Source organism: Micromonospora sp. NPDC047670 (assembly GCF_043204915.1).
GTDB lineage: Bacteria > Actinomycetota > Actinomycetes > Mycobacteriales > Micromonosporaceae > Micromonospora.
On the sequence record NZ_JBIDDA010000001.1, the window covers coordinates 164555 to 181229 of the forward strand.

19 protein-coding genes are annotated in these 16675 nt (G+C 73.7%); 13 read left to right on the forward strand and 6 right to left on the reverse strand.

Annotation, left to right across the window (positions count from 1 at the left end):
• Window positions 1-44: 44 nt before the first annotated feature.
• Window positions 45-380 carry an STAS domain-containing protein gene (locus ACGF7U_RS00820; RefSeq protein ID WP_393101997.1) on the reverse strand — a complete coding sequence of 112 codons (336 nt, stop codon included), beginning with the start codon at window positions 378-380 and terminating at the stop codon, window positions 45-47.
• 175 nt (window positions 381-555) lie between these two features.
• Between ACGF7U_RS00820 and hemL the strand changes: the two genes are divergently transcribed.
• From hemL to ccsB, 6 genes are all read left to right on the forward strand, one after another.
• Entirely contained in the window at window positions 556-1893 is a 1338-nt protein-coding gene (gene hemL, locus ACGF7U_RS00825) for a glutamate-1-semialdehyde 2,1-aminomutase (RefSeq protein ID WP_393101998.1), read from the forward strand.
• A gap of 64 nt (window positions 1894-1957) precedes the next feature.
• Entirely contained in the window at window positions 1958-2605 is a 648-nt protein-coding gene (locus ACGF7U_RS00830; protein ID WP_393101999.1) for a histidine phosphatase family protein, read from the forward strand.
• Window positions 2605-3177 carry a TlpA family protein disulfide reductase gene (locus ACGF7U_RS00835; RefSeq protein WP_393102000.1) on the forward strand — a complete coding sequence of 191 codons (573 nt, stop codon included), beginning with the start codon at window positions 2605-2607 and terminating at the stop codon, window positions 3175-3177. The genes ACGF7U_RS00830 and ACGF7U_RS00835 overlap by 1 nt, the downstream gene beginning before the upstream one ends.
• Entirely contained in the window at window positions 3177-4022 is an 846-nt protein-coding gene (locus tag ACGF7U_RS00840; protein WP_393102001.1) for a cytochrome c biogenesis CcdA family protein, read from the forward strand. The genes ACGF7U_RS00835 and ACGF7U_RS00840 overlap by 1 nt, the downstream gene beginning before the upstream one ends.
• Entirely contained in the window at window positions 4022-5677 is a 1656-nt protein-coding gene (locus ACGF7U_RS00845) for a cytochrome c biogenesis protein ResB (RefSeq protein WP_393102002.1), read from the forward strand. Before ACGF7U_RS00840 ends, ACGF7U_RS00845 begins: the two co-directional genes overlap by 1 nt.
• Window positions 5677-6654, forward strand: coding sequence for a c-type cytochrome biogenesis protein CcsB (ccsB, locus tag ACGF7U_RS00850; RefSeq protein WP_393102003.1), 978 nt, complete (start codon window positions 5677-5679; stop codon window positions 6652-6654). Before ACGF7U_RS00845 ends, ccsB begins: the two co-directional genes overlap by 1 nt.
• Window positions 6655-6776: 122 nt before the next feature.
• Here the strand turns inward: ccsB and ACGF7U_RS00855 are convergent, their stop codons facing one another.
• A complete protein-coding gene (locus ACGF7U_RS00855; RefSeq protein WP_393102004.1) occupies window positions 6777-7253 on the reverse strand; it encodes a MarR family winged helix-turn-helix transcriptional regulator in 477 nt (158 codons plus the stop codon).
• Window positions 7254-7363: 110 nt separating this feature from the next.
• Here ACGF7U_RS00855 and ACGF7U_RS00860 point away from each other — a divergent pair, with 110 nt between their 5' ends.
• Entirely contained in the window at window positions 7364-7924 is a 561-nt protein-coding gene (locus ACGF7U_RS00860; protein ID WP_393102005.1) for a carboxymuconolactone decarboxylase family protein, read from the forward strand.
• On the opposite strand, the gene ACGF7U_RS00865 is transcribed toward ACGF7U_RS00860, so the two are convergent.
• The gene (locus ACGF7U_RS00865; RefSeq protein ID WP_393102006.1) at window positions 7866-8186 is read right to left on the reverse strand and encodes an alpha/beta fold hydrolase; all 321 of its coding nucleotides are present in this window, start codon (window positions 8184-8186) and stop codon (window positions 7866-7868) included. The genes ACGF7U_RS00860 and ACGF7U_RS00865 overlap by 59 nt on opposite strands.
• Window positions 8187-8294: 108 nt before the next feature.
• Here ACGF7U_RS00865 and ACGF7U_RS00870 point away from each other — a divergent pair, with 108 nt between their 5' ends.
• The gene (locus ACGF7U_RS00870; RefSeq protein ID WP_393102007.1) at window positions 8295-9755 is read left to right on the forward strand and encodes a menaquinone biosynthesis decarboxylase; all 1461 of its coding nucleotides are present in this window, start codon (window positions 8295-8297) and stop codon (window positions 9753-9755) included.
• Complete coding sequence (mqnP, locus tag ACGF7U_RS00875) at window positions 9755-10729, forward strand: menaquinone biosynthesis prenyltransferase MqnP (RefSeq protein WP_393102008.1); 975 nt, start codon at window positions 9755-9757, stop codon at window positions 10727-10729. Before ACGF7U_RS00870 ends, mqnP begins: the two co-directional genes overlap by 1 nt.
• Before the next feature lie 137 nt (window positions 10730-10866).
• Here the strand turns inward: mqnP and ACGF7U_RS00880 are convergent, their stop codons facing one another.
• Window positions 10867-11850: a terpene synthase gene (locus ACGF7U_RS00880; protein WP_393102009.1), complete on the reverse strand. Its 984-nt coding sequence runs from the start codon at window positions 11848-11850 to the stop codon at window positions 10867-10869.
• Between the two features lie 201 nt (window positions 11851-12051).
• Here ACGF7U_RS00880 and ACGF7U_RS00885 point away from each other — a divergent pair, with 201 nt between their 5' ends.
• Entirely contained in the window at window positions 12052-12681 is a 630-nt protein-coding gene (locus ACGF7U_RS00885; RefSeq protein WP_393102010.1) for a UbiX family flavin prenyltransferase, read from the forward strand.
• Between the two features lie 62 nt (window positions 12682-12743).
• On the opposite strand, the gene ACGF7U_RS00890 is transcribed toward ACGF7U_RS00885, so the two are convergent.
• Entirely contained in the window at window positions 12744-13010 is a 267-nt protein-coding gene (locus ACGF7U_RS00890) for a BldC family transcriptional regulator (protein WP_089002465.1), read from the reverse strand.
• Window positions 13011-13279: 269 nt separating this feature from the next.
• Between ACGF7U_RS00890 and ACGF7U_RS00895 the strand changes: the two genes are divergently transcribed.
• The 3 genes from ACGF7U_RS00895 to ACGF7U_RS00905 all read left to right on the forward strand — a co-directional run bounded on the left by ACGF7U_RS00895 (window position 13280) and on the right by ACGF7U_RS00905 (window position 15767).
• A complete protein-coding gene (locus ACGF7U_RS00895) occupies window positions 13280-13738 on the forward strand; it encodes an Lrp/AsnC family transcriptional regulator (protein ID WP_393102011.1) in 459 nt (152 codons plus the stop codon).
• An 87-nt stretch (window positions 13739-13825) separates the two neighbouring features.
• Window positions 13826-14653, forward strand: a complete 828-nt coding sequence (locus ACGF7U_RS00900; protein ID WP_393102012.1) for an SDR family NAD(P)-dependent oxidoreductase — start codon at window positions 13826-13828, stop codon at window positions 14651-14653.
• A 22-nt stretch (window positions 14654-14675) separates the two neighbouring features.
• On the forward strand, window positions 14676-15767 hold the full coding sequence (locus ACGF7U_RS00905) for a PLP-dependent cysteine synthase family protein (protein ID WP_393102013.1): 1092 nt from the start codon (window positions 14676-14678) through the stop codon (window positions 15765-15767).
• Window positions 15768-15783: 16 nt separating this feature from the next.
• Here the strand turns inward: ACGF7U_RS00905 and ACGF7U_RS00910 are convergent, their stop codons facing one another.
• Window positions 15784-16404: a putative glycolipid-binding domain-containing protein gene (locus tag ACGF7U_RS00910; RefSeq protein ID WP_393102879.1), complete on the reverse strand. Its 621-nt coding sequence runs from the start codon at window positions 16402-16404 to the stop codon at window positions 15784-15786.
• Between the last annotated feature and the right edge of the window lie 271 nt (window positions 16405-16675).

Sequence of the window (16675 nt, forward strand, 5' to 3'; positions counted from 1 at the left end):
AGCGCAAGATCGCCGCGGTGTTGCGGGCGGGGCGGGGCGTGGGGTCAGCCGGTGGGTTGGTCGTTGCGGATCATCAGGGCGCTGCGGAGGCCGGTGATGTCCAGGACGCGGAGCAAGAAGTCGCCGACGTTAGTCAGGACCAGGAGGCTCTGCGCGTGGCTGGCCTTGCGGCTGAGCACGACGAGGGTGCCCAGGCCCTGCGAGTCGCAGAACGTGACCCCGCCGAGATCGAGGACGATCCGTGGCGGTGGATCGGCGAGCACCTCGTTGACGACGGTCGACAGCTGGGCGGCCGTGAGCATGTCGATCTCGCCGGCCAGGCGAAGCACAGCTTCGTCGCCCGTCCGGTGAAGCGTGATGGACAGTTCGGCACGATCCACCGGGTCAGCCTAGCGCGATCCGGCCGACCCGGCCTGTCGAGCGGCGGCGACCGCGCCCACGGGGCACGACCAGCGCGCCCGGGCGGGCGCTGAGCGGTCGGCCCGGGTGAGCCTGGTAACCCCGGTGCGGGGTGGCTGCCGATTCGCCGTCCGGCGCTGACACAATGGCGGCATCGTGACCGATATGTTTCCCGCCGGATCCGGCCGCTACCCGGCCGACGCGCCGGCCTCCGAGGCCCTGTTCGACCGCGCCAAGGCCATCGTGCCGGGCGGGGTGAACTCCCCCGTGCGCGCGTTCCGTGCCGTGGGCGGCACCCCGCGCTTCATGGTCCGGGGGGAGGGGCCCTGGCTCTACGACGCCGACGACCGGCGCTACGTCGACCTGGTCTCCTCCTGGGGCCCGCTGATCCTCGGCCACGCCCACCCGGACGTGGTGGAGGCGATCCGCGCCGCCGCCGCCCGGGGCACCAGCTTCGGCACCCCCACCCCCGGCGAGGTCGAGCTGGCCGCCGAGATCGTCGACCGCACCCCGGTCGAGCAGGTCCGGCTGGTCAACTCCGGCACCGAGGCCACCATGTCGGCGATCCGGCTGGCCCGCGGGTTCACCGGTCGGCCCCGGATCATCAAGTTCGCCGGCTGCTACCACGGGCACTCCGACGCGCTGCTGGCCGCCGCCGGCTCGGGCGTGGCCACCCTCGGTCTGCCCGACTCGCCCGGCGTGACCGGCGCGGCGGCGGGCGACACGATCGTGCTGCCGTACAACGACATCGCCGCGGTGGAGCAGGCGTTCGCCGCCGAGGGCCAGCACATCGCCGCGATCATCACCGAGGCCGCCGCCGGCAACATGGGCGTGGTCGCCCCGCGCGACGGCTTCAACCAGCAGCTCGCCCGGATCGCGCACGCGCACGGCGCGCTGCTCATCGTCGACGAGGTGATGACCGGGTTCCGCGTCTCCCGCGCCGGGTGGCACGGCATCGACGCCTCCGACGCCGACCTGTGGACGTACGGCAAGGTCATGGGTGGTGGGCTGCCGGCCGCGGCGTTCGGCGGGCGGGCGGAGATCATGGAACGGCTGGCCCCCGCCGGCCCCGTCTACCAGGCCGGCACCCTCTCCGGTAACCCGCTGGCCTGCGCCGCCGGCCTGGCCACCCTGCGACTGGCCGACGACGCGCTCTACCGCAAGCTCGACTCCACGGCCGCCGTCGTGAGCAAGCTCGCCTCCGACGCGCTCGCCGCCGCCGGGGTCCCGCACCGGCTGTCGTACGCGGGCAACATGTTCTCGATCTTCTTCACCGACGCCGACGTGGTCGACTACGACAGCGCCCGCACCCAGCGGGTGCCGGCGTTCAAGGCGTTCTTCCACGCGATGCTCGCCGGCGGCGTCTACCTGCCGCCGAGCGCCTTCGAGGCGTGGTTCGTGTCGGCGGCGCTGGACGACGCCGCTCTGGAGCAGGTCGCCGCCGCGCTGCCGGCGGCGGCGAACGCGGCGGCAGCGGCGGGTCACGGGGGGTAGCGATGAGCGCGAGGAGTGAGCCGGGTCTGCGAACCCTGCGGTCGCGAACGAAGGGGACGCAGCGGTGAGCAAGACGGTGGTCCACGTGCTGCGGCACGGTGAGGTGCACAACCCGGAGGGCATCCTCTACGGCCGGCTGCCCGGCTTCCGGCTCTCCGAGCTCGGCGTGCAGATGGCCAAGGCCGCCGCGCAGGGGCTCGCCGAGCGGGAGGTCGTGCACGTGGTGGCCAGCCCGCTGGAACGCGCCCAGCAGACCGCCGAGCCGATCGCCGCGCAGTTCGGGCTGCCGGTCGGGGTGGACGAGCGGCTCATCGAGAGCGCCAACTGGTTCGAGGGCAAGAAGGTCTCGCCGGGCGACGGCTCGTTCCGCGACCCGCGCAACTGGTGGGTGCTGCGGGACCCGGTCACCCCGTCCTGGGGCGAGGCGTACCGCGCGATCGCGGAGCGGATGTTCGCCGCCCTGCACGCCGCCCGGGTGGCGGCCGAGGGGCGCGAGGCCGTGCTGGTCTCGCACCAGCTCCCCATCTGGACGCTGCGTCGGTACGTCGAGCGCAAGCGGCTCTGGCACGACCCGCGCCGGCGCCAGTGCGGGCTGGCCAGCCTCACCTCCTTCCACTTCGAGGGCGCCAAAGTGGTCGGCATCGGCTACTCGGAGCCGGCCGCGCACCTGATCGCGATGTCGTCGACCGCCCGGACGGCCAAGGGGGCCTGATGAACGCCCGGAGGTGGACCGCGGGTCTGCTCGCCGCCGTCGCGACGGTGGCCTTGGCCGGCTGCTCCTCGCCGAGCCGGGAGGAGGCCTGCGGCACCAGCCCGGACGGCGTCATCGAGTGCGCGCCCGACGAGCGCTCCGCGGCTCCGAAGATCTCCGGTGAGCTGCTCACCGGCGGCAGCCACGACGTGGTGAAGGACCGCGGCCAGGTCGTCGTGGTCAACTTCTGGGGCTCGTGGTGCAACCCGTGCCGCGCCGAGGCGGACGACCTGGAGAACACCTACCAGGCCACCAAGGCATCCGGGGTGACCTTCCTGGGCGTCAACATCCAGGACAGCCGGGACAAGGCGATCGCCTTCGAGGAGCGGTTCGGGGTCAGCTACCCGAGCCTGTTCGACCCGCCCAGCCGGGTGGCGCTCGCCCTGGACATCCCCCCGAACACGATCCCGGCCACCATCGTGCTCGACCGGGACGGCCGGATCGCCGCGGTGATCCGTGCGGCGGTGAAGCAGGAGGGCCTCCAGCCCATCGTCGAGCGGGTCGCGGCCGAGCAGCCCAACGGTTCCCGCTGATGGGCGAGACGTTCCGGGAACTCGCCCAGTCCGGTCCGCTGCTGCTCGCCATCGGCGCGGCCGCGCTCGCCGGCCTGGTCAGTTTCCTCTCCCCGTGCGTTCTCCCGCTGGTGCCGGGCTACCTGTCGTACGTCACCGGCCTCGCCGGAACCGACCTCGAAACCCGCGGCCCGCGTGCGACGGGGGGCGCCCCGGTGACGGATCCGGCGGTTGCCGGCAGCGGCGGGGTGGCGGTGCGGGAGCGCACCACGCCGGCCGTCGCCGCTGTGAAGGGCCGGGTGCTGGCCGGCACGCTGCTGTTCATCGCCGGCTTCACCGTCGTCTTCACCGCCACCGCGATCCTCTTCGCCGGCGTCGGCCGGGTCTTCTTCGAGTACGAGCGCACGCTGGAGATCGTCATCGGCGCGCTGGTCATCGTGCTCGGCCTGGGCTACGTCGGGGTGGTCCCGGGGTTGCAGCGGGAGTTCCGGATCCACCGGCTGCCCGCCGCCGGGCTGCTCGGCGCCCCGGTGTTCGGCGCGGTCTTCGCGCTCAGTTGGGTGCCCTGCGTCGGCCCGACGCTGGGTGCGGTGATCGGCATGGCGGCCGTCGGCGGGCAGACGGACCGGGCCGTGGTGCTCGCCGTGGCGTACTGCCTGGGGCTGGGGGTACCGTTCGTCGTCTTCGGGCTGGGCTTCCACCGCCTGCTCGGGGTCTTCCGCGCCGTCCGGCGCAACAGCCGCTGGGTCACCCGGGTCGGCGGCGCCCTGCTGGTCCTGATCGGCCTCGCGCTGGTCACCGGCGGGTGGACGAACTTCGTGATCTGGTTGCAGACCACCGTCGGGGTGGGTGAGGTGAGCATCTGATGACCGTCGTGGACGAGCGGCCGGCGACGCCGGCCGAGGCGCCCCGGCGTCGGCCCAACCCGCTGCTGGCCCTGTTGCGCAACTCGTGGCGGCAGCTCACCAGCATGCGTACGGCGCTGGTGCTGCTGTTCCTGCTCGCGGTCGCCGCCATCCCCGGCTCGGTGCTGCCGCAGCGCGGGGTCAACCCGGAGGACGTGCGGGACTACTTCACCGAGCACCCCGAACTGGCCCCGGTGCTGGACCGGATCGGCGCCTTCGAGGCGTTCGGCTCGGTCTGGTTCTCGGCGATCTACCTGCTGCTGTTCACGTCGTTGATCGGCTGCATCACCCCCCGGCTGCGCGACCACGTCCGGGCGCTGCGGTCGAAGCCGCCGGCCGCCCCGAAGCGGCTGGACCGGCTGCCGCAGCACACGGTGCTGCCCGCCCCGGAGGGCGGCGCGGCGGCGATCGCCGAGGCGCTGCGCCGGCGACGCTGGCGGGTGGTGGTCCGCGGCGACGAGGTCTCCGCCGAGAAGGGCTACCTGAAGGAGACCGGCAACCTGCTCTTCCACACCTCGATGGTGGTCGTGCTGGTCGGCGTCGCGCTCGGCTCGTGGTACGGCTGGAGCGGCAACCGGCTGCTGGTCGCCGGCGAGGAGAACGCGTTCTGCAACACCCGCCAGCAGTACGCCGAGGCCAAGCTCGGCCCGCGCGTGGGCAGTGAGGACCTGCCGGGCTTCTGCGTCCGGCTCGACGACTTCCACGCCCGGTTCCTGGAGTCCGGCCAGCCGGAGTTCTTCAACGCCACGGTGACCGTCGACGAGGCCGACGGCGGGCGGCGGCAGGCCGAATTCTCCGTCAACGCGCCCCTGCGCCTCGACGACGCGAACGTCCACCTGCTCGGCCACGGCTACGCCCCGGTGATCCGCTACACCGACCGGTTCGGCCGGAGCCAGACCAGCACCGTGCCGTTCCTGACGACCGGCGACGTCGGGCTGACCAGCGAAGGGCTGGCCGCCTTCCCGGACGCCAACGTCGACCCGGCCACCGGCGGCCGGAGCCCGGATCTCCAGATGGCCTTCTCGGGCCTCTACCTGCCGACCGCGCCCGGGGCGCCGCCGTACGCGCGCTCCGAGTACCCCACCGAGCGCAACCCGGCGCTGAACCTCGTCGCCTACCGGGGCAACCTGGGGCTGGACGCGGGCATCCCCGGCTCGATCTACGAGCTGGACCAGCGGCAGGTGCGCGCCGGCAAGGTGAAGGAGGTCGGCACGAAGCTGCTCCGCAAGGGCGAGACCTGGACGCTGGACGACGGCACCACCGTCGAGTTCCTGGACACCCGGCCGTACGTCACCCTGTCCGTCCGGCACGACCCCGGCTCGACGCTGCTGCTGGTCAGCTCGGCCGTGCTGCTGGTCGGGTTGATGGGTTCGCTGTTCGGCCGGCGCCGGCGGGTCTTCTTCCGGGTGCTTCCGGCCGACCCCACGAGTGGATCTCCGACGGGCGGTAGTAGTTTGGTCGAGGCCGGTGGCCTGCCGCGCACCGACCATCCAGGGTTCGCCGACGAGTTCGCGCAGCTCGTCGCCGCGGTCAGCGGTGACGGGCGGCCGGACGGGCGGGCCGGTGTCGATCGCGACGGCGGCGAGCGGGCCGGAGCGCGAGAAGGAGCCGAGTGATGTCCGCACTCTCCGACCAGCTGGTGTCGTTCGCGATCCTGGCGTACCTGGTCGCGATGATCAGCCACGCCGTCGAGTACGCGCTCGGCAACGCCCGGACGCGGGTCGCGGCACCCCCCGCCCGCGAGCTGGTCGGTGCCGGCGTCGGCGCGGCCGGGGGCAGCCTGCCCGAGGCCCCCACCGGGGCCGACGCGGCGGCGGCCGGGCGCACCGCCCGGCGCGCCCGGTCGGCCGGCCTGGGCGCCGTCGCCGCCACGGCGCTGGCGGCGCTGCTGCACCTCGGGGCGCTGGTCGCGCGCGGCATCGCCGCCGACCGGATGCCCTGGGGCAACATGTACGAGTTCGTGCTCACGGTGTCGTGGATCGGCGCCGCCGCCTGGCTGGTGGTGCTCTGGAAGCGGCCGATGCTGCGCCGCCTGGGTCTCTTCCTGTCGCTGGTGATGGTGCTGCTGCTGGCGACCGCCGAGCTGGTGCTCTACGTGCCGATCGTGCCGCTGGTGCCGGCGCTGAACTCGTACTGGTTCGTCATCCACGTCTCGACCATCGTCTTCGCCTCCGGCATCTTCCTGCTCGGCGCGGTGCCGGCGGTGGCGTTCCTGATGCGGTCCGGCTACGAGCAGGGCAGGCGGAGCTTCCCGTACACGCTGGCGAAGCGGATGCCGACGGCGGCCGGCCTGGAGCGGCTGACGTTCGTGTTGCACGCCTTCGCGTTCCCGGTCTTCACCTTCGCGGTGATCGCCGGGGCGATCTGGGCCGAGGCGGCCTGGGGCCGGCCGTGGGGCTGGGACCCGAAGGAGACGTGGTCGTTCATCTCCTGGGTGATCTACGCCGGCTACCTGCACGCGCGGGCCACCCCGAGCGTGAAGCGGAACGTGGCCGCCTGGCTCGCCGTCGCCGGCTTCCTCACCATGCTGATGAACCTGTTCGGGGTGAACATCTTCTTCGAGGGCCTGCACTCCTACGGCGGCCTCGACTGATTCCCCGCCGCGCCCGGTAGGACGACGCCTCCGGGAACCGTCCCCCGGGTCCCCGACGCCGCGCACCGGGCCGGAGGGTGCCGGGCCGGCGCGGTGACACGTCTCGCCGGCGCCCGCCCGGGTCAGCCGCCGAACCAGCCGGGCACGTCGAGGCGGAACAGGTTGGCCGGGGCGACCCTGCGCAGGTCGTCCTCGATCGCGGCCACCCGTTCCGGGCCGAGGGTCGCCGCCCACCGCTGCCGCAGCTCGTCGAAGACGACCGCCGAGCGGCGCAGGCCGTCCAGCCCGCGCGGGGTCGTCCGGACCAGCTTGCGCCGGGCGTCGCGCGGGTCGTCGGCGCGTTCCAGGTAGCCGAGCGCGACCAGCCGGTCGACCGTCTTGCCGGCCGCCTGCTTGGAGATGCCGAGTTGCTGGCCCAGCTCCGTGGCGGTCGTGCCCTCGTGGCCGACGGCCTGGAGCACGAAGCCGTGCAGCGGCCGCAGCTCCGGGTGCCCCTGCCGGGCCAGCTCCGCGTGCAGGTCGTCGATGAGCGTACGGAAGCCGGCGAGCAGCAGCAGGGGCAGCAGGAAGCCGGGGCGCGCGGGCTCAGCCGTTGCCATGTTCGACAACCACGTTTACTATTTGGACAACCACGTTGACGATCGTACGTCACGCGCGGCGTGCCGCCGTTCCGGCCGCGCCGGTCCGCCCGACCCCGAGAGCAGGCCCTGTGTCCTCGTCCCCGTTCACCGCCCACACCGTCGCCACCGCCCCGGCCGCCGCACGCCCTGCCATCGAGGGGGTGCGCCGCAAGCTCGGCCACCTGCCCGCCGCGGTCGGCCTGATGGCCGAGTCCCCGGAGCTGCTCAGGGGGTTCCTCACCGTCAACGGCATCTTCGAGGGCTGCGCCCTCGATCCGGTCGAGCGGGAGGTCGTCGTGCTGACCGTCGCCACCCGCAACGAGTGCCACCTCTGCGTGGCCATGCACACCGCCACGCTGACCCGGCACGGCGCCGCGCCCGAGCTGATCGAGGCGCTCCGCGCCGGCACGCCGCTGCCCGACGACCGGCTGGAGGCGCTGCGGCGCTTCACCCTCGCCGTGCTCGACTACCGGGGCGCGGTGCCCGAGGCGGGGACGCGCGCCTTCCTGGCGGCCGGCTACCAGCCCCGGCACGCCCTGGACGTGGTGCTCGGCGTCGGGACGTACACGATCTCCACCTTCGCCAACCGGCTCACCGGCGCACCGCTCGACCCGCCCGTGGCCGCGTACGCCTGGGAGCCGGCCGGCTGACGGCGGCGGTCAGCGCTCCGGCGACCCGGTCGAGCCACTCGCCCACCAGCGCGTCGAACAGGCCGGGCTGCTCGATCTGGAGGTTGTGGCCGGCGACGTCGAGCACCGCGAACGTCGCCCGGGGAAAGTGCGGCAGCAGCGCGAACTGGTCGAGGTAGCCCGTCGCGTGGTCCTGCCGCCGGGTGAGGACCAGGGTCGGCCGGGCGAACGGGGCGCCGCCCTCCGGATCCTTACGACGGCCACGCGTGCTGCCGCCGGACACCGACAACGACCGCCCCGCCGGGCGTCCGTGTGGCGCAGCGCACACCGCCGCCGACATCACCCGACCCGGCTGGGGCGGTCGGGCCACCGGTGCGGGAGACTGGCAGGCATGGCGGCTCGTGGCTTCCCGTACACCGATCTCAAGGACTTCCTCGCGGCGCTGGAGCGCGCGGGTGAGCTACGGCGGGTGAGTGTCCCCGTCGACCCCACCCTGGAGATCAGCGAGATCGTCACCCGGACGGTCCGCGCGGGCGGCCCGGCGCTGCTCTTCGAGCGGCCGACCAGGGGCGAGATGCCCGTGGCGATCAACCTCTTCGCCACCGAGAAGCGGATGGCGATGGCGCTCGGGGTGGAGCACCTCGACGAGATCGGCGAGCGGATCGGCAACATGCTCAAGCCGGAGTTGCCGATGGGCCTCTCCGGGATGATGGACGGCCTCGGCAAGGTCATGCAGCTCAAGTCGATGCCGCCGAAGAAGGTCAGGACGGCCCCCTGCCAGCAGGTGGTCTACCGCGACGACGACGTCGACCTCAACCGGCTGCCGGGGTTGCAGGTCTGGCCGGGGGACGGCGGGATCTTCCACAACTTCGGGCTGACGCACACCAAGCACCCCGAGACCGGCAAGCGGAACCTGGGGCTGTACCGGTTGCAGCAGCACTCGCGGAACACCATCGGCATGCACTGGCAGATCCACAAGAACTCCACGGCGCACCACGCGGTCGCCGAGCGGCTGGGGCAGCGGCTCCCGGTGGCGATCGCCATCGGCGCCGACCCCGCGGTCGCCTACGCGGCCAGCGCGCCACTTCCCGCGGATATCGACGAATACCTGTTCGCCGGCTACCTGCGCGGCGAGCGGGTCGAGATGGTGGACTGCCTGACGGTCCCGCTGCAGGTGCCGGCGCACGCGCAGATCGTCCTGGAGGGCTACATCGAGCCGGGCGAGCGGCTCCCGGAGGGCCCGTTCGGCGACCACACCGGCTTCTACACGCCGGTGGAGCCGTTCCCGGTGATGCACATCGAGTGCATGACCATGCAGCGCGCCCCGGTCTACCACTCGATCGTCACGTCGCAGCCGCCGCAGGAGGACCACGGTCTCGGCAAGGCCACCGAGCGGATCTTCGCGCCGCTGCTGCGCTTCCTGATCCCGGACATCGTCGACTACGACCTGCCCGCCGCCGGGGTCTTCCACAACTGCGCGATCGTGTCGATCCGCAAGCGCTACCCGAAGCACGCGCAGAAGGTGATGAACGCGATCTGGGGCGCGCACATGATGTCGCTGACCAAGCTGATCGTGATCGTCGACGAGGACTGCGACGTGCACGACTACAACGAGGTCGCCTTCCGCGCGTTCGGCAACGTCGACTACGCCCGCGACCTGCTGCTCACCGAGGGCCCGGTGGACCACCTGGACCACGCGTCCTACCAGCAGTTCTGGGGCGGCAAGGCGGGCGTCGACGCGACCCGCAAGCTGCCCGAGGAGGGCTACACCCGTGACTGGCCGGAGGCGATGCGCATGGCGCCCGAGGTCGTCTCCCTGGTCGACAAGCGCTGGAAGGAGTACGGCATCTGATGGCCGCCGCCTCCGATCCGCGCGATCTCGCCGTCTCCGTCGCTGATTCGCCCGGTTCCGCCGGCTCTGCCCCGGCGGCCGGTGCGCGATCGCGGGGCAGGGTCCGGGCGTTCCTCGACCTCGTCGCGATCGAGCACTCCGTGTTCGCGCTGCCGTTCGCGTACCTGTCGGCGCTGACCGCGATGGAGGTCAACGGGGGACGGGTCCGGTGGCTCGACCTGCTGCTGATCACGGTGGCGATGGTCGGCGCGCGGACGTTCGCGATGGCCGCCAACCGGATCCTGGACCGGCGGATCGATGCACGGAACCCGCGTACCGCCTCCCGTGAGTTGGTCACCGGGGCGGTCAGCGTCCGGACGGCCTGGACCGGCGCGGCGGTCGCGGTCGTGGTCTTCCTCGCCGCCGCCGCCCTGCTCAACCCGCTCTGCCTGCTGCTCGCGCCGCTCGCCGTGGTGCCGCTGGTCGTCTACCCGTACGGCAAGCGGTTCACCAACTGGCCGCACGCCATCCTGGCGGTCGCCCAGGCGGTCGGCCCGGTCGGCGCGTGGCTGGGGGTCACCGGCACCCTCGACGGCTCGTGGCCGGCCTGGCTGCTCGGCGCGGCCGTCGGGCTCTGGATCGGCGGCTTCGACCTCATCTACGCCTGCCAGGACGCCGACGTCGACCGGAAGATCGGCGTGCACAGCGTGCCCGCCCGGTACGGGCTGCGGTTCGCGCTGCACGCCTCGACCGTCGCGCACGTGGTCACGTTCGCGCTGTTCATCTGGTTCGGCGCGCTCGTCGGCTTCGGCTGGCCCTGGTGGATCGGGCTGGCGCTGACCGCGCTCGCCTTCGGCTACCAGCACGTGGTCGTCACCCCGACCGACCTGAGCAAGGTCAACCGGGCCTTCTTCACGGCCAACGGCTTCGTCGGCATCGCGCTGTTCGTCTTCGCCCTGCTCGACCTGGTGATCCGCCTCGACCTGCGCCCCTGACCGGGGCGGTCGCCCCTGACCGGGGCGGTCGCCCCTGACCGGGGCGGTCGCCGGTGGCCGCTGTCCGGGGCCACGGTCCCCGGGCAAGGAAAGGCCCACCCCCACGGCGGCACCGGCGGCGCGGGCTCGGGTCGGGCTCAGCCGAGGGCGGCGGGCTCGGGTCGGGCGCCGGGGTAGCGGGCGCTCTCCAGCGTCCACTCGATGGTGCCCCGGACGGCGTTCGCCACCCCGTCGAGGTGGTCGGTGACCGCCTCGTCGAGCGCGGGACCGAACGACGGCACCGCCGCGCGCAGCTCGACGAAGCGGCGCATCGACGCCCGCCAGCGCTCGGCCGTCAGCGCGATCGCGGTCTCCACCGGCACCCCGCGCTCGGCGGCCGTCGCCAGCACCAGGTTGTGCCCGCCGGAGGTGGCCCGGTCGCGCTCCAGCGAGGCCAGGTCGTTGTACCAGGAGAGCAGGTCGTTGCCGGTGTCGGCGATCCGCCGCAGCAGCGGGTGGTGATGCACCGCGTCCGGCAGCGGACGCCCGGTGACGAACTCCACCAACGGATAGGACACGTACGCGGCGGACGTGGCACGTCGCAGCTCGACGTACTCGGCGACGCCGGGGCGGTGCCCGACGGACTTGTTGACCGCCTCCCGCCACGCGCCGTCGAGGTGGTCGGCGACGGCCTCGGCGAAGCGCTGCCGCCAGCGGGCCGGCATCCGCCGCCGCGGCTCCCGCCACGCGCGTACCAGCAGCCGCCGCAGCGGCCCGGTGAGGGCGGCGTGCCGGAGCCGCGGACCGTCGTGCAGCAGCGTCAGCGTGCCGGCGCGCAGCGCGCGGATCTGGTCGCTGTCGAGCCGGCCGGGGCCGTCGCACGCGTCGTCGACCAGGAAGAACCAGGTGAACAGCGCGGCCAGCACGCGCAGGTCGGCCTCGGCGGCGTCCGGGTAGAGCCGGCCGGCGTACCGGGCGACGCCGGCGCCGGCGAGCCGCTGCGGGGCCGCGTCGCCCGCCGGGAGGCCGAGGCCCGGCAGCAGGTCGTCCGTCAGCCACCGCTGCACGCGGTCGGCGTGCGGCGAGAGCCGGGGCGCGATGGGGCACTCGGACCGTAGCGACCAGAGGATCTCGCCGGTCATCACCGTTCCTCCCGCGTGCGATCTGCGCCCGTGCGAATCGCCCTCGGCAGCATGCCAGGTCGCCGGGACACCCGCGATCCCGGCCGACATCGCGCTCGTCGGGGACAACCACCCCGCAGTGGGGCATAGCGGGTGGGCGGGCCGGGTTCCGGCCCCGGGGGTGCCCGCCGGTGCGGGAGGGCGACCAGGCAGGCTGGGGGCATGCGGGAACCATGGGTGGTCGGGGTCTCCGGGGCGTCCGGAACGCCGTACGCGGCGGCCGTCGTGCGGGGGCTGCTCGACGCCGGGGAGCCGGTCGACCTGATCGTCTCCCGGGCCGCGCGGCTGACCGTCCTGGACGAGACGGGCCGCCCGTTCCGGGACGGGCACTGGGAGCAGGACCTCGCCGGCTGGCTGGGCCGGGACCTCGCGGGGGCCGACGTGCGGCACTGGCCCGCCGGTGACCTGGCGGCCGGCCCGAGCAGCGGCTCCTACCGGGTACGCGGGATGGCGGTGGTGCCGGCGAGCACGGCGGCCTGCGCCGGCATCGCGATCGGGCTCTCGAAGGACCTGCTCCAGCGCGCCGCCGAGGTGAACCTCAAGGAGCGTCGGCCGGTGGTGGTGGTGCCCCGGGAGACGCCGGTGACCCGCAGTCACCTGGAGCACCTGCTCGCCCTGCACGACGCCGGGGCGGTGGTGCTGCCGGCCAGCCCGGGCTTCTACGGGGCGGGGGCGGCGGCCTCCGCCCAGCAGCTCGTCGACTTCGTGGCCGGAAAGGTGCTGGACGCCCTCGGCGTGCCGCACGACCTGTTCCGTCGCTGGTCGGGCGAGTTGGGCGCGGCGCGGGGCTGACCCCGGCCGGTTCACAGGGCCGCGGACCGGAGCAGGTGTCCGGTCCGCGCGATCCGCACCGATCAGTACATGCCGGCGTTGGCCGGGCCCGGGCCCGTCGAGGCGGCCGGGCCCGCGTTACGCGGCTTGCCGACGTCCTCCGCCTCGTCCAACATGCCCTCACCCTCAAGCAGGGCCCGCACCTCGGATTCCCGAAACCGGCGATGCCCGCCTGGAGTCCGGATGCTGCCTATCCGGCCCGCCGCCGCCCATCGCGTCACAGTCTTCGGGTCGACCCGAAACAACGCGGCAACTTCACCCGGTGTCAGCAGGCGATCTCCAGTGTCCACAGCCCCCTCCTCGCGTCGACGAAGCCCCCGGCTGAACACACTGCCCCCGGCCGGTGCGAGCCCAGAGCCGTCATGAGGGACGTATGGCAATTACAGCACCAGCGACCTGGCCTGTCCGCCAAACGCGAAAAAAGCACTGAGTGGGAAGTTAGGAAATATTACCTGCGGACGGCTCCCTTGACTGCGAGTCTGCGAACAACTACACCCTGTCATGTTCAACGCATCCCGAATGGCCGACGTTACGCCCGGGCAGCTAGTGTCTACAGTCCGTGGACGCCATCGACCTGAGCCTCGTCGAGCTGCTGCGCGGCAACGCCCGCCTGTCCTACGCCGAGTTGGCCCGGCAGGTCGGCCTCTCCGCCCCGGCCGTGCACGAGCGGGTCGGCAAGCTGGAGGCCAGCGGGGTGATCCGGGCGTACCGGGCGGAGGTGGAGCCCGAGGCCATCGGCTTCGCCGTCACCGCGCTCATCGGGATCGTCCAGGACTCCGGCGGCGACACCGACGACGTGCTCGAGGCGTTCCGGCAGATGCCCGAGATCGAGTCCTGCTACTTCATGGCCGGCGTCGAGTCGTTCCTGCTCAAGGCCAGGGTCGGCACCATCGCCGAGCTGGAGCGCCTGATCGTGCGGCTGAACCGCACCCCCGGCGTCGCCTCCACCCGCACCGGCATCGCCCTCTCCACCAAGTGGGAGAACCGCCCGCAGCCCCCGGTGTCGCCCGGCGCCTGACCGCCGCCCGGCCGCGCGCAGGTGGCGTCCGGGCGGCGGGTGTGCTCGCTCTGGCGTCGGGCCGCCGGGCGGCGGTAGCGTGCGCCGATGACGAAGCCCGCTCCCGGGGCGGCCGTGGTCACCGGCGCCGCCGGCGGTCTCGGCCGGGCCATCGCCGCCGCGCTGCACGCCGACGGCTGGTCGGTGCTCCTCACCGACCTCGACGCCCGGGCGGTGGCGGGGGCCGCCGCGTCGCTCGGCGGCTGGTCCCGCCCGCTGGACGTACGCGACGAGGCTGCCTGCGCCGCCGTCGCCGCCGAGGCGGCCGGTCGGGGCGGGCTCGGCCTCTGGGTGAACAACGCCGGCATCCTGGTCACCGGCCCCTCCTGGGAGCACGACGCGGCCACCCGCCGTCGCCTGGTCGAGGTGAACGTCCTCGGCGCGATGAACGGCACCCTCGCCGCGCTGGCCGTCATGCGGGGCCAGGGGAACGGGCACGTGGTCAACGTCGTGTCGCTGGCCGGCCTGGTGGCCGCCCCCGGCGAGACCGTCTACGCGGCCAGCAAGCACGCGCTGATCGCCTTCAGCATCGGCACCCTCGCCGACCTGCGGCTGGCCGGGCACCGGGGCGTACACGTCTCGTGTCTCTGCCCGGACGGGATCTGGACGCCGATGCTGCACGACCGGCTCGACGACCCGGGCGCCGCGGCCTCCTTCACCGGAACGCTGCTGAGCCCCGAGCGGGTGGCCCGCCGGGCCGCGCGACTGGCCCGCCGGCCCCGCCCGGTGGTCAGCGTCCCGCGCTGGCGGGGCGCGCAGGTCCGGCTCCTCGACGCCCTGCCCGGCGCTGCGGTGCGGCTCGCCCCGCTGATCCTCGCGGCCGGCCGGTCGGGCCAGCGCCGCCTACGCCGCCGGGTCGGAGGCGAGCCGCGCTGAGCGGGCTTGCTAGGTTTCGGGCGTGACTCATCTCGACCGGTGCGACGAGGCCAGCCGGCGCTGGGTGACCGAGGCGATCGCCACCGTCGAGGCGGACGCCAACCGGTCCGCCGACACCCACCTGTTGCCGTTCCCGCTGCCCCGGGCCTGGGGGATCGACCTCTACCTCAAGGACGAGTCGGTGCACCCGACCGGCTCGCTCAAGCACCGGCTCGCCCGCTCGCTCTTCCTCTACGGGCTGTGCAACGGGTGGATCGGCCCGGGCACCACGATCGTGGAGGCGTCCTCCGGCTCGACGGCCGTCTCGGAGGCGTACTTCGCGCGGATGCTGGGGCTGCCGTTCATCGCGGTGATGCCGGCCTCCACCTCACCCGAGAAGATCGCCCAGATCGAGTTCCAGGGCGGGCGCTGCCACCTCGTCGACGACCCGGCCAAGGTGGTCGTCGAGGCCCGCTGGCTGGCGGAGGACTCCGGCGGGCACTTCATGGACCAGTTCACCTTCGCCGAGCGGGCCACCGACTGGCGGGGCAACAACAACATCGCCGAGTCGATCTACGCGCAGCTCGCCCTGGAGCGGCACCCCGTGCCGGCCTGGATCGTGGTGGGCGCCGGCACCGGCGGCACCAGCGCCACCATCGGCCGGTACGCCCGCTACCGGCGGCTGCCCACCAAGCTCTGCGTGGTCGACCCGGAGAACTCCGCGTTCTATCCCGCCTGGCAGGCCGCCGACTGGTCGGTCCGCACCGGGCGCGGCTCCCGGATCGAGGGGATCGGCCGGCCGACGGTGGAGGCGTCGTTCCTACCGTCGGTGGTGGACCGGATGGTCCAGGTGCCCGACGCCGCCTCGCTGGCGGCCATGCGGGCCGGCTCGGCCGTGCTCGGCCGCCGGGTGGGCGGCTCGACCGGCACCAACCTGTGGGGCGCCTTCGGGCTGATCGCGGGGATGCTCGCCGAGGGCCGCGCCGGCTCGGTGGTCACCCTGATCTGCGACGCCGGCGACCGCTACGCGGACACCTACTACGCCGACGACTGGGTGGCCGCCCAGGGGCTCGACCTGGGGCCGCACCTCGCGACGATCGAGCGCTTCCTCACCGACGGCGCCTGGCCGGCCTGACCCGCCGGCGGGTCGGTCAGCGCGGGTCGACGCGCTCGGCGAGCCCCGGGTAGCGCACCACGTAGCCGTCGGCGTCGAGGTCGATGTCGGCGCTGAACGTGTCGCTGGTGAAGCGGACCCGGCCGGGGCCCAGCGGCGTGTAGACCTGTTCGGCGGGCACCACCAGCAGGCTGGGCACCAACACCCAGGCCACGGCGATCCGGTGTGGCATGTCGGCCGTCGCGCGGGGCAACCCGAGCCGGTGCACCGGCAGGGCGTTGAACAGCGGCGAACCGCCGAGGTCGACGTCCAGCGCCTCGGCCAGCCGGTCCGGGTCGTCGGTGCCGGGCAACCCGGCGGGCGGGTGGCCGGCGGCCCGCAGCGCCGCGTCGAGGTCACCCTGCTCGCCGGTGGTCACCCGCCACCGGTCGCCGGCCCGTTCCAGGCGTACGCTCCGCAGCCACCCGGAGCCCTCCACCTCGACCTCCACCCGGGCGGTGACCCACTCCGGGTCGGTGGCGAGCCGGTAACGGCAGGTGTAGGGGACCGGGTCGACGGCGGTGAGCGTGCCCCGGGCCGCCAGCCCTCGTCCGTCGTCGAGCAGCGCGTGCTCGGAGCCGGCGGTGTCCGTCCGGGTCCAGAAGAGCGACTTCGGCATGGTCGGCATGAGCCGGACGTTACGCGACCGGACCGGCACCGGCAGCGGATGCGGAAACGCCGCCGGGGAGCATGCGCTCCGCGACGGCGTTCCGGTCGACGTTCGTGATCAGTGGGTACGGGCCGGCGGCCGGCCGCCGAAGCCCCGCCGCTCGTCGCGGACCCGGTCGTCGCGACCCCGGCCCTCCGGCCGGAAGCCGCCCCGGTCACCGAAGCGGCGCTCGCCCTGGGGGCGGTCGCCGTAGCTGCGGCCGTCGGTGGGCCGGTCGCCG

What these genes read in the sequence shown, in the direction of transcription:
- ACGF7U_RS00835 (WP_393102000.1), top strand. Translation starts at nt 2,605, where the DNA reads ATGAACGCCCGGAGGTGGACCGCGGGTCTGCTCGCCGCCGTCGCGACG.
- ACGF7U_RS00840 (WP_393102001.1), top strand. Translation starts at nt 3,177, where the DNA reads ATGGGCGAGACGTTCCGGGAACTCGCCCAGTCCGGTCCGCTGCTGCTC.
- ACGF7U_RS00845 (WP_393102002.1), top strand. Translation starts at nt 4,022, where the DNA reads ATGACCGTCGTGGACGAGCGGCCGGCGACGCCGGCCGAGGCGCCCCGG.
- ccsB (WP_393102003.1), top strand. Translation starts at nt 5,677, where the DNA reads ATGTCCGCACTCTCCGACCAGCTGGTGTCGTTCGCGATCCTGGCGTAC.
- ACGF7U_RS00855 (WP_393102004.1), bottom strand. Translation starts at nt 7,253, where the DNA reads ATGGCAACGGCTGAGCCCGCGCGCCCCGGCTTCCTGCTGCCCCTGCTG.
- ACGF7U_RS00870 (WP_393102007.1), top strand. Translation starts at nt 8,295, where the DNA reads ATGGCGGCTCGTGGCTTCCCGTACACCGATCTCAAGGACTTCCTCGCG.
- mqnP (WP_393102008.1), top strand. Translation starts at nt 9,755, where the DNA reads ATGGCCGCCGCCTCCGATCCGCGCGATCTCGCCGTCTCCGTCGCTGAT.
- ACGF7U_RS00880 (WP_393102009.1), bottom strand. Translation starts at nt 11,850, where the DNA reads ATGACCGGCGAGATCCTCTGGTCGCTACGGTCCGAGTGCCCCATCGCG.
- ACGF7U_RS00885 (WP_393102010.1), top strand. Translation starts at nt 12,052, where the DNA reads ATGCGGGAACCATGGGTGGTCGGGGTCTCCGGGGCGTCCGGAACGCCG.
- ACGF7U_RS00900 (WP_393102012.1), top strand. Translation starts at nt 13,826, where the DNA reads ATGACGAAGCCCGCTCCCGGGGCGGCCGTGGTCACCGGCGCCGCCGGC.
- ACGF7U_RS00910 (WP_393102879.1), bottom strand. Translation starts at nt 16,404, where the DNA reads ATGCCGAAGTCGCTCTTCTGGACCCGGACGGACACCGCCGGCTCCGAG.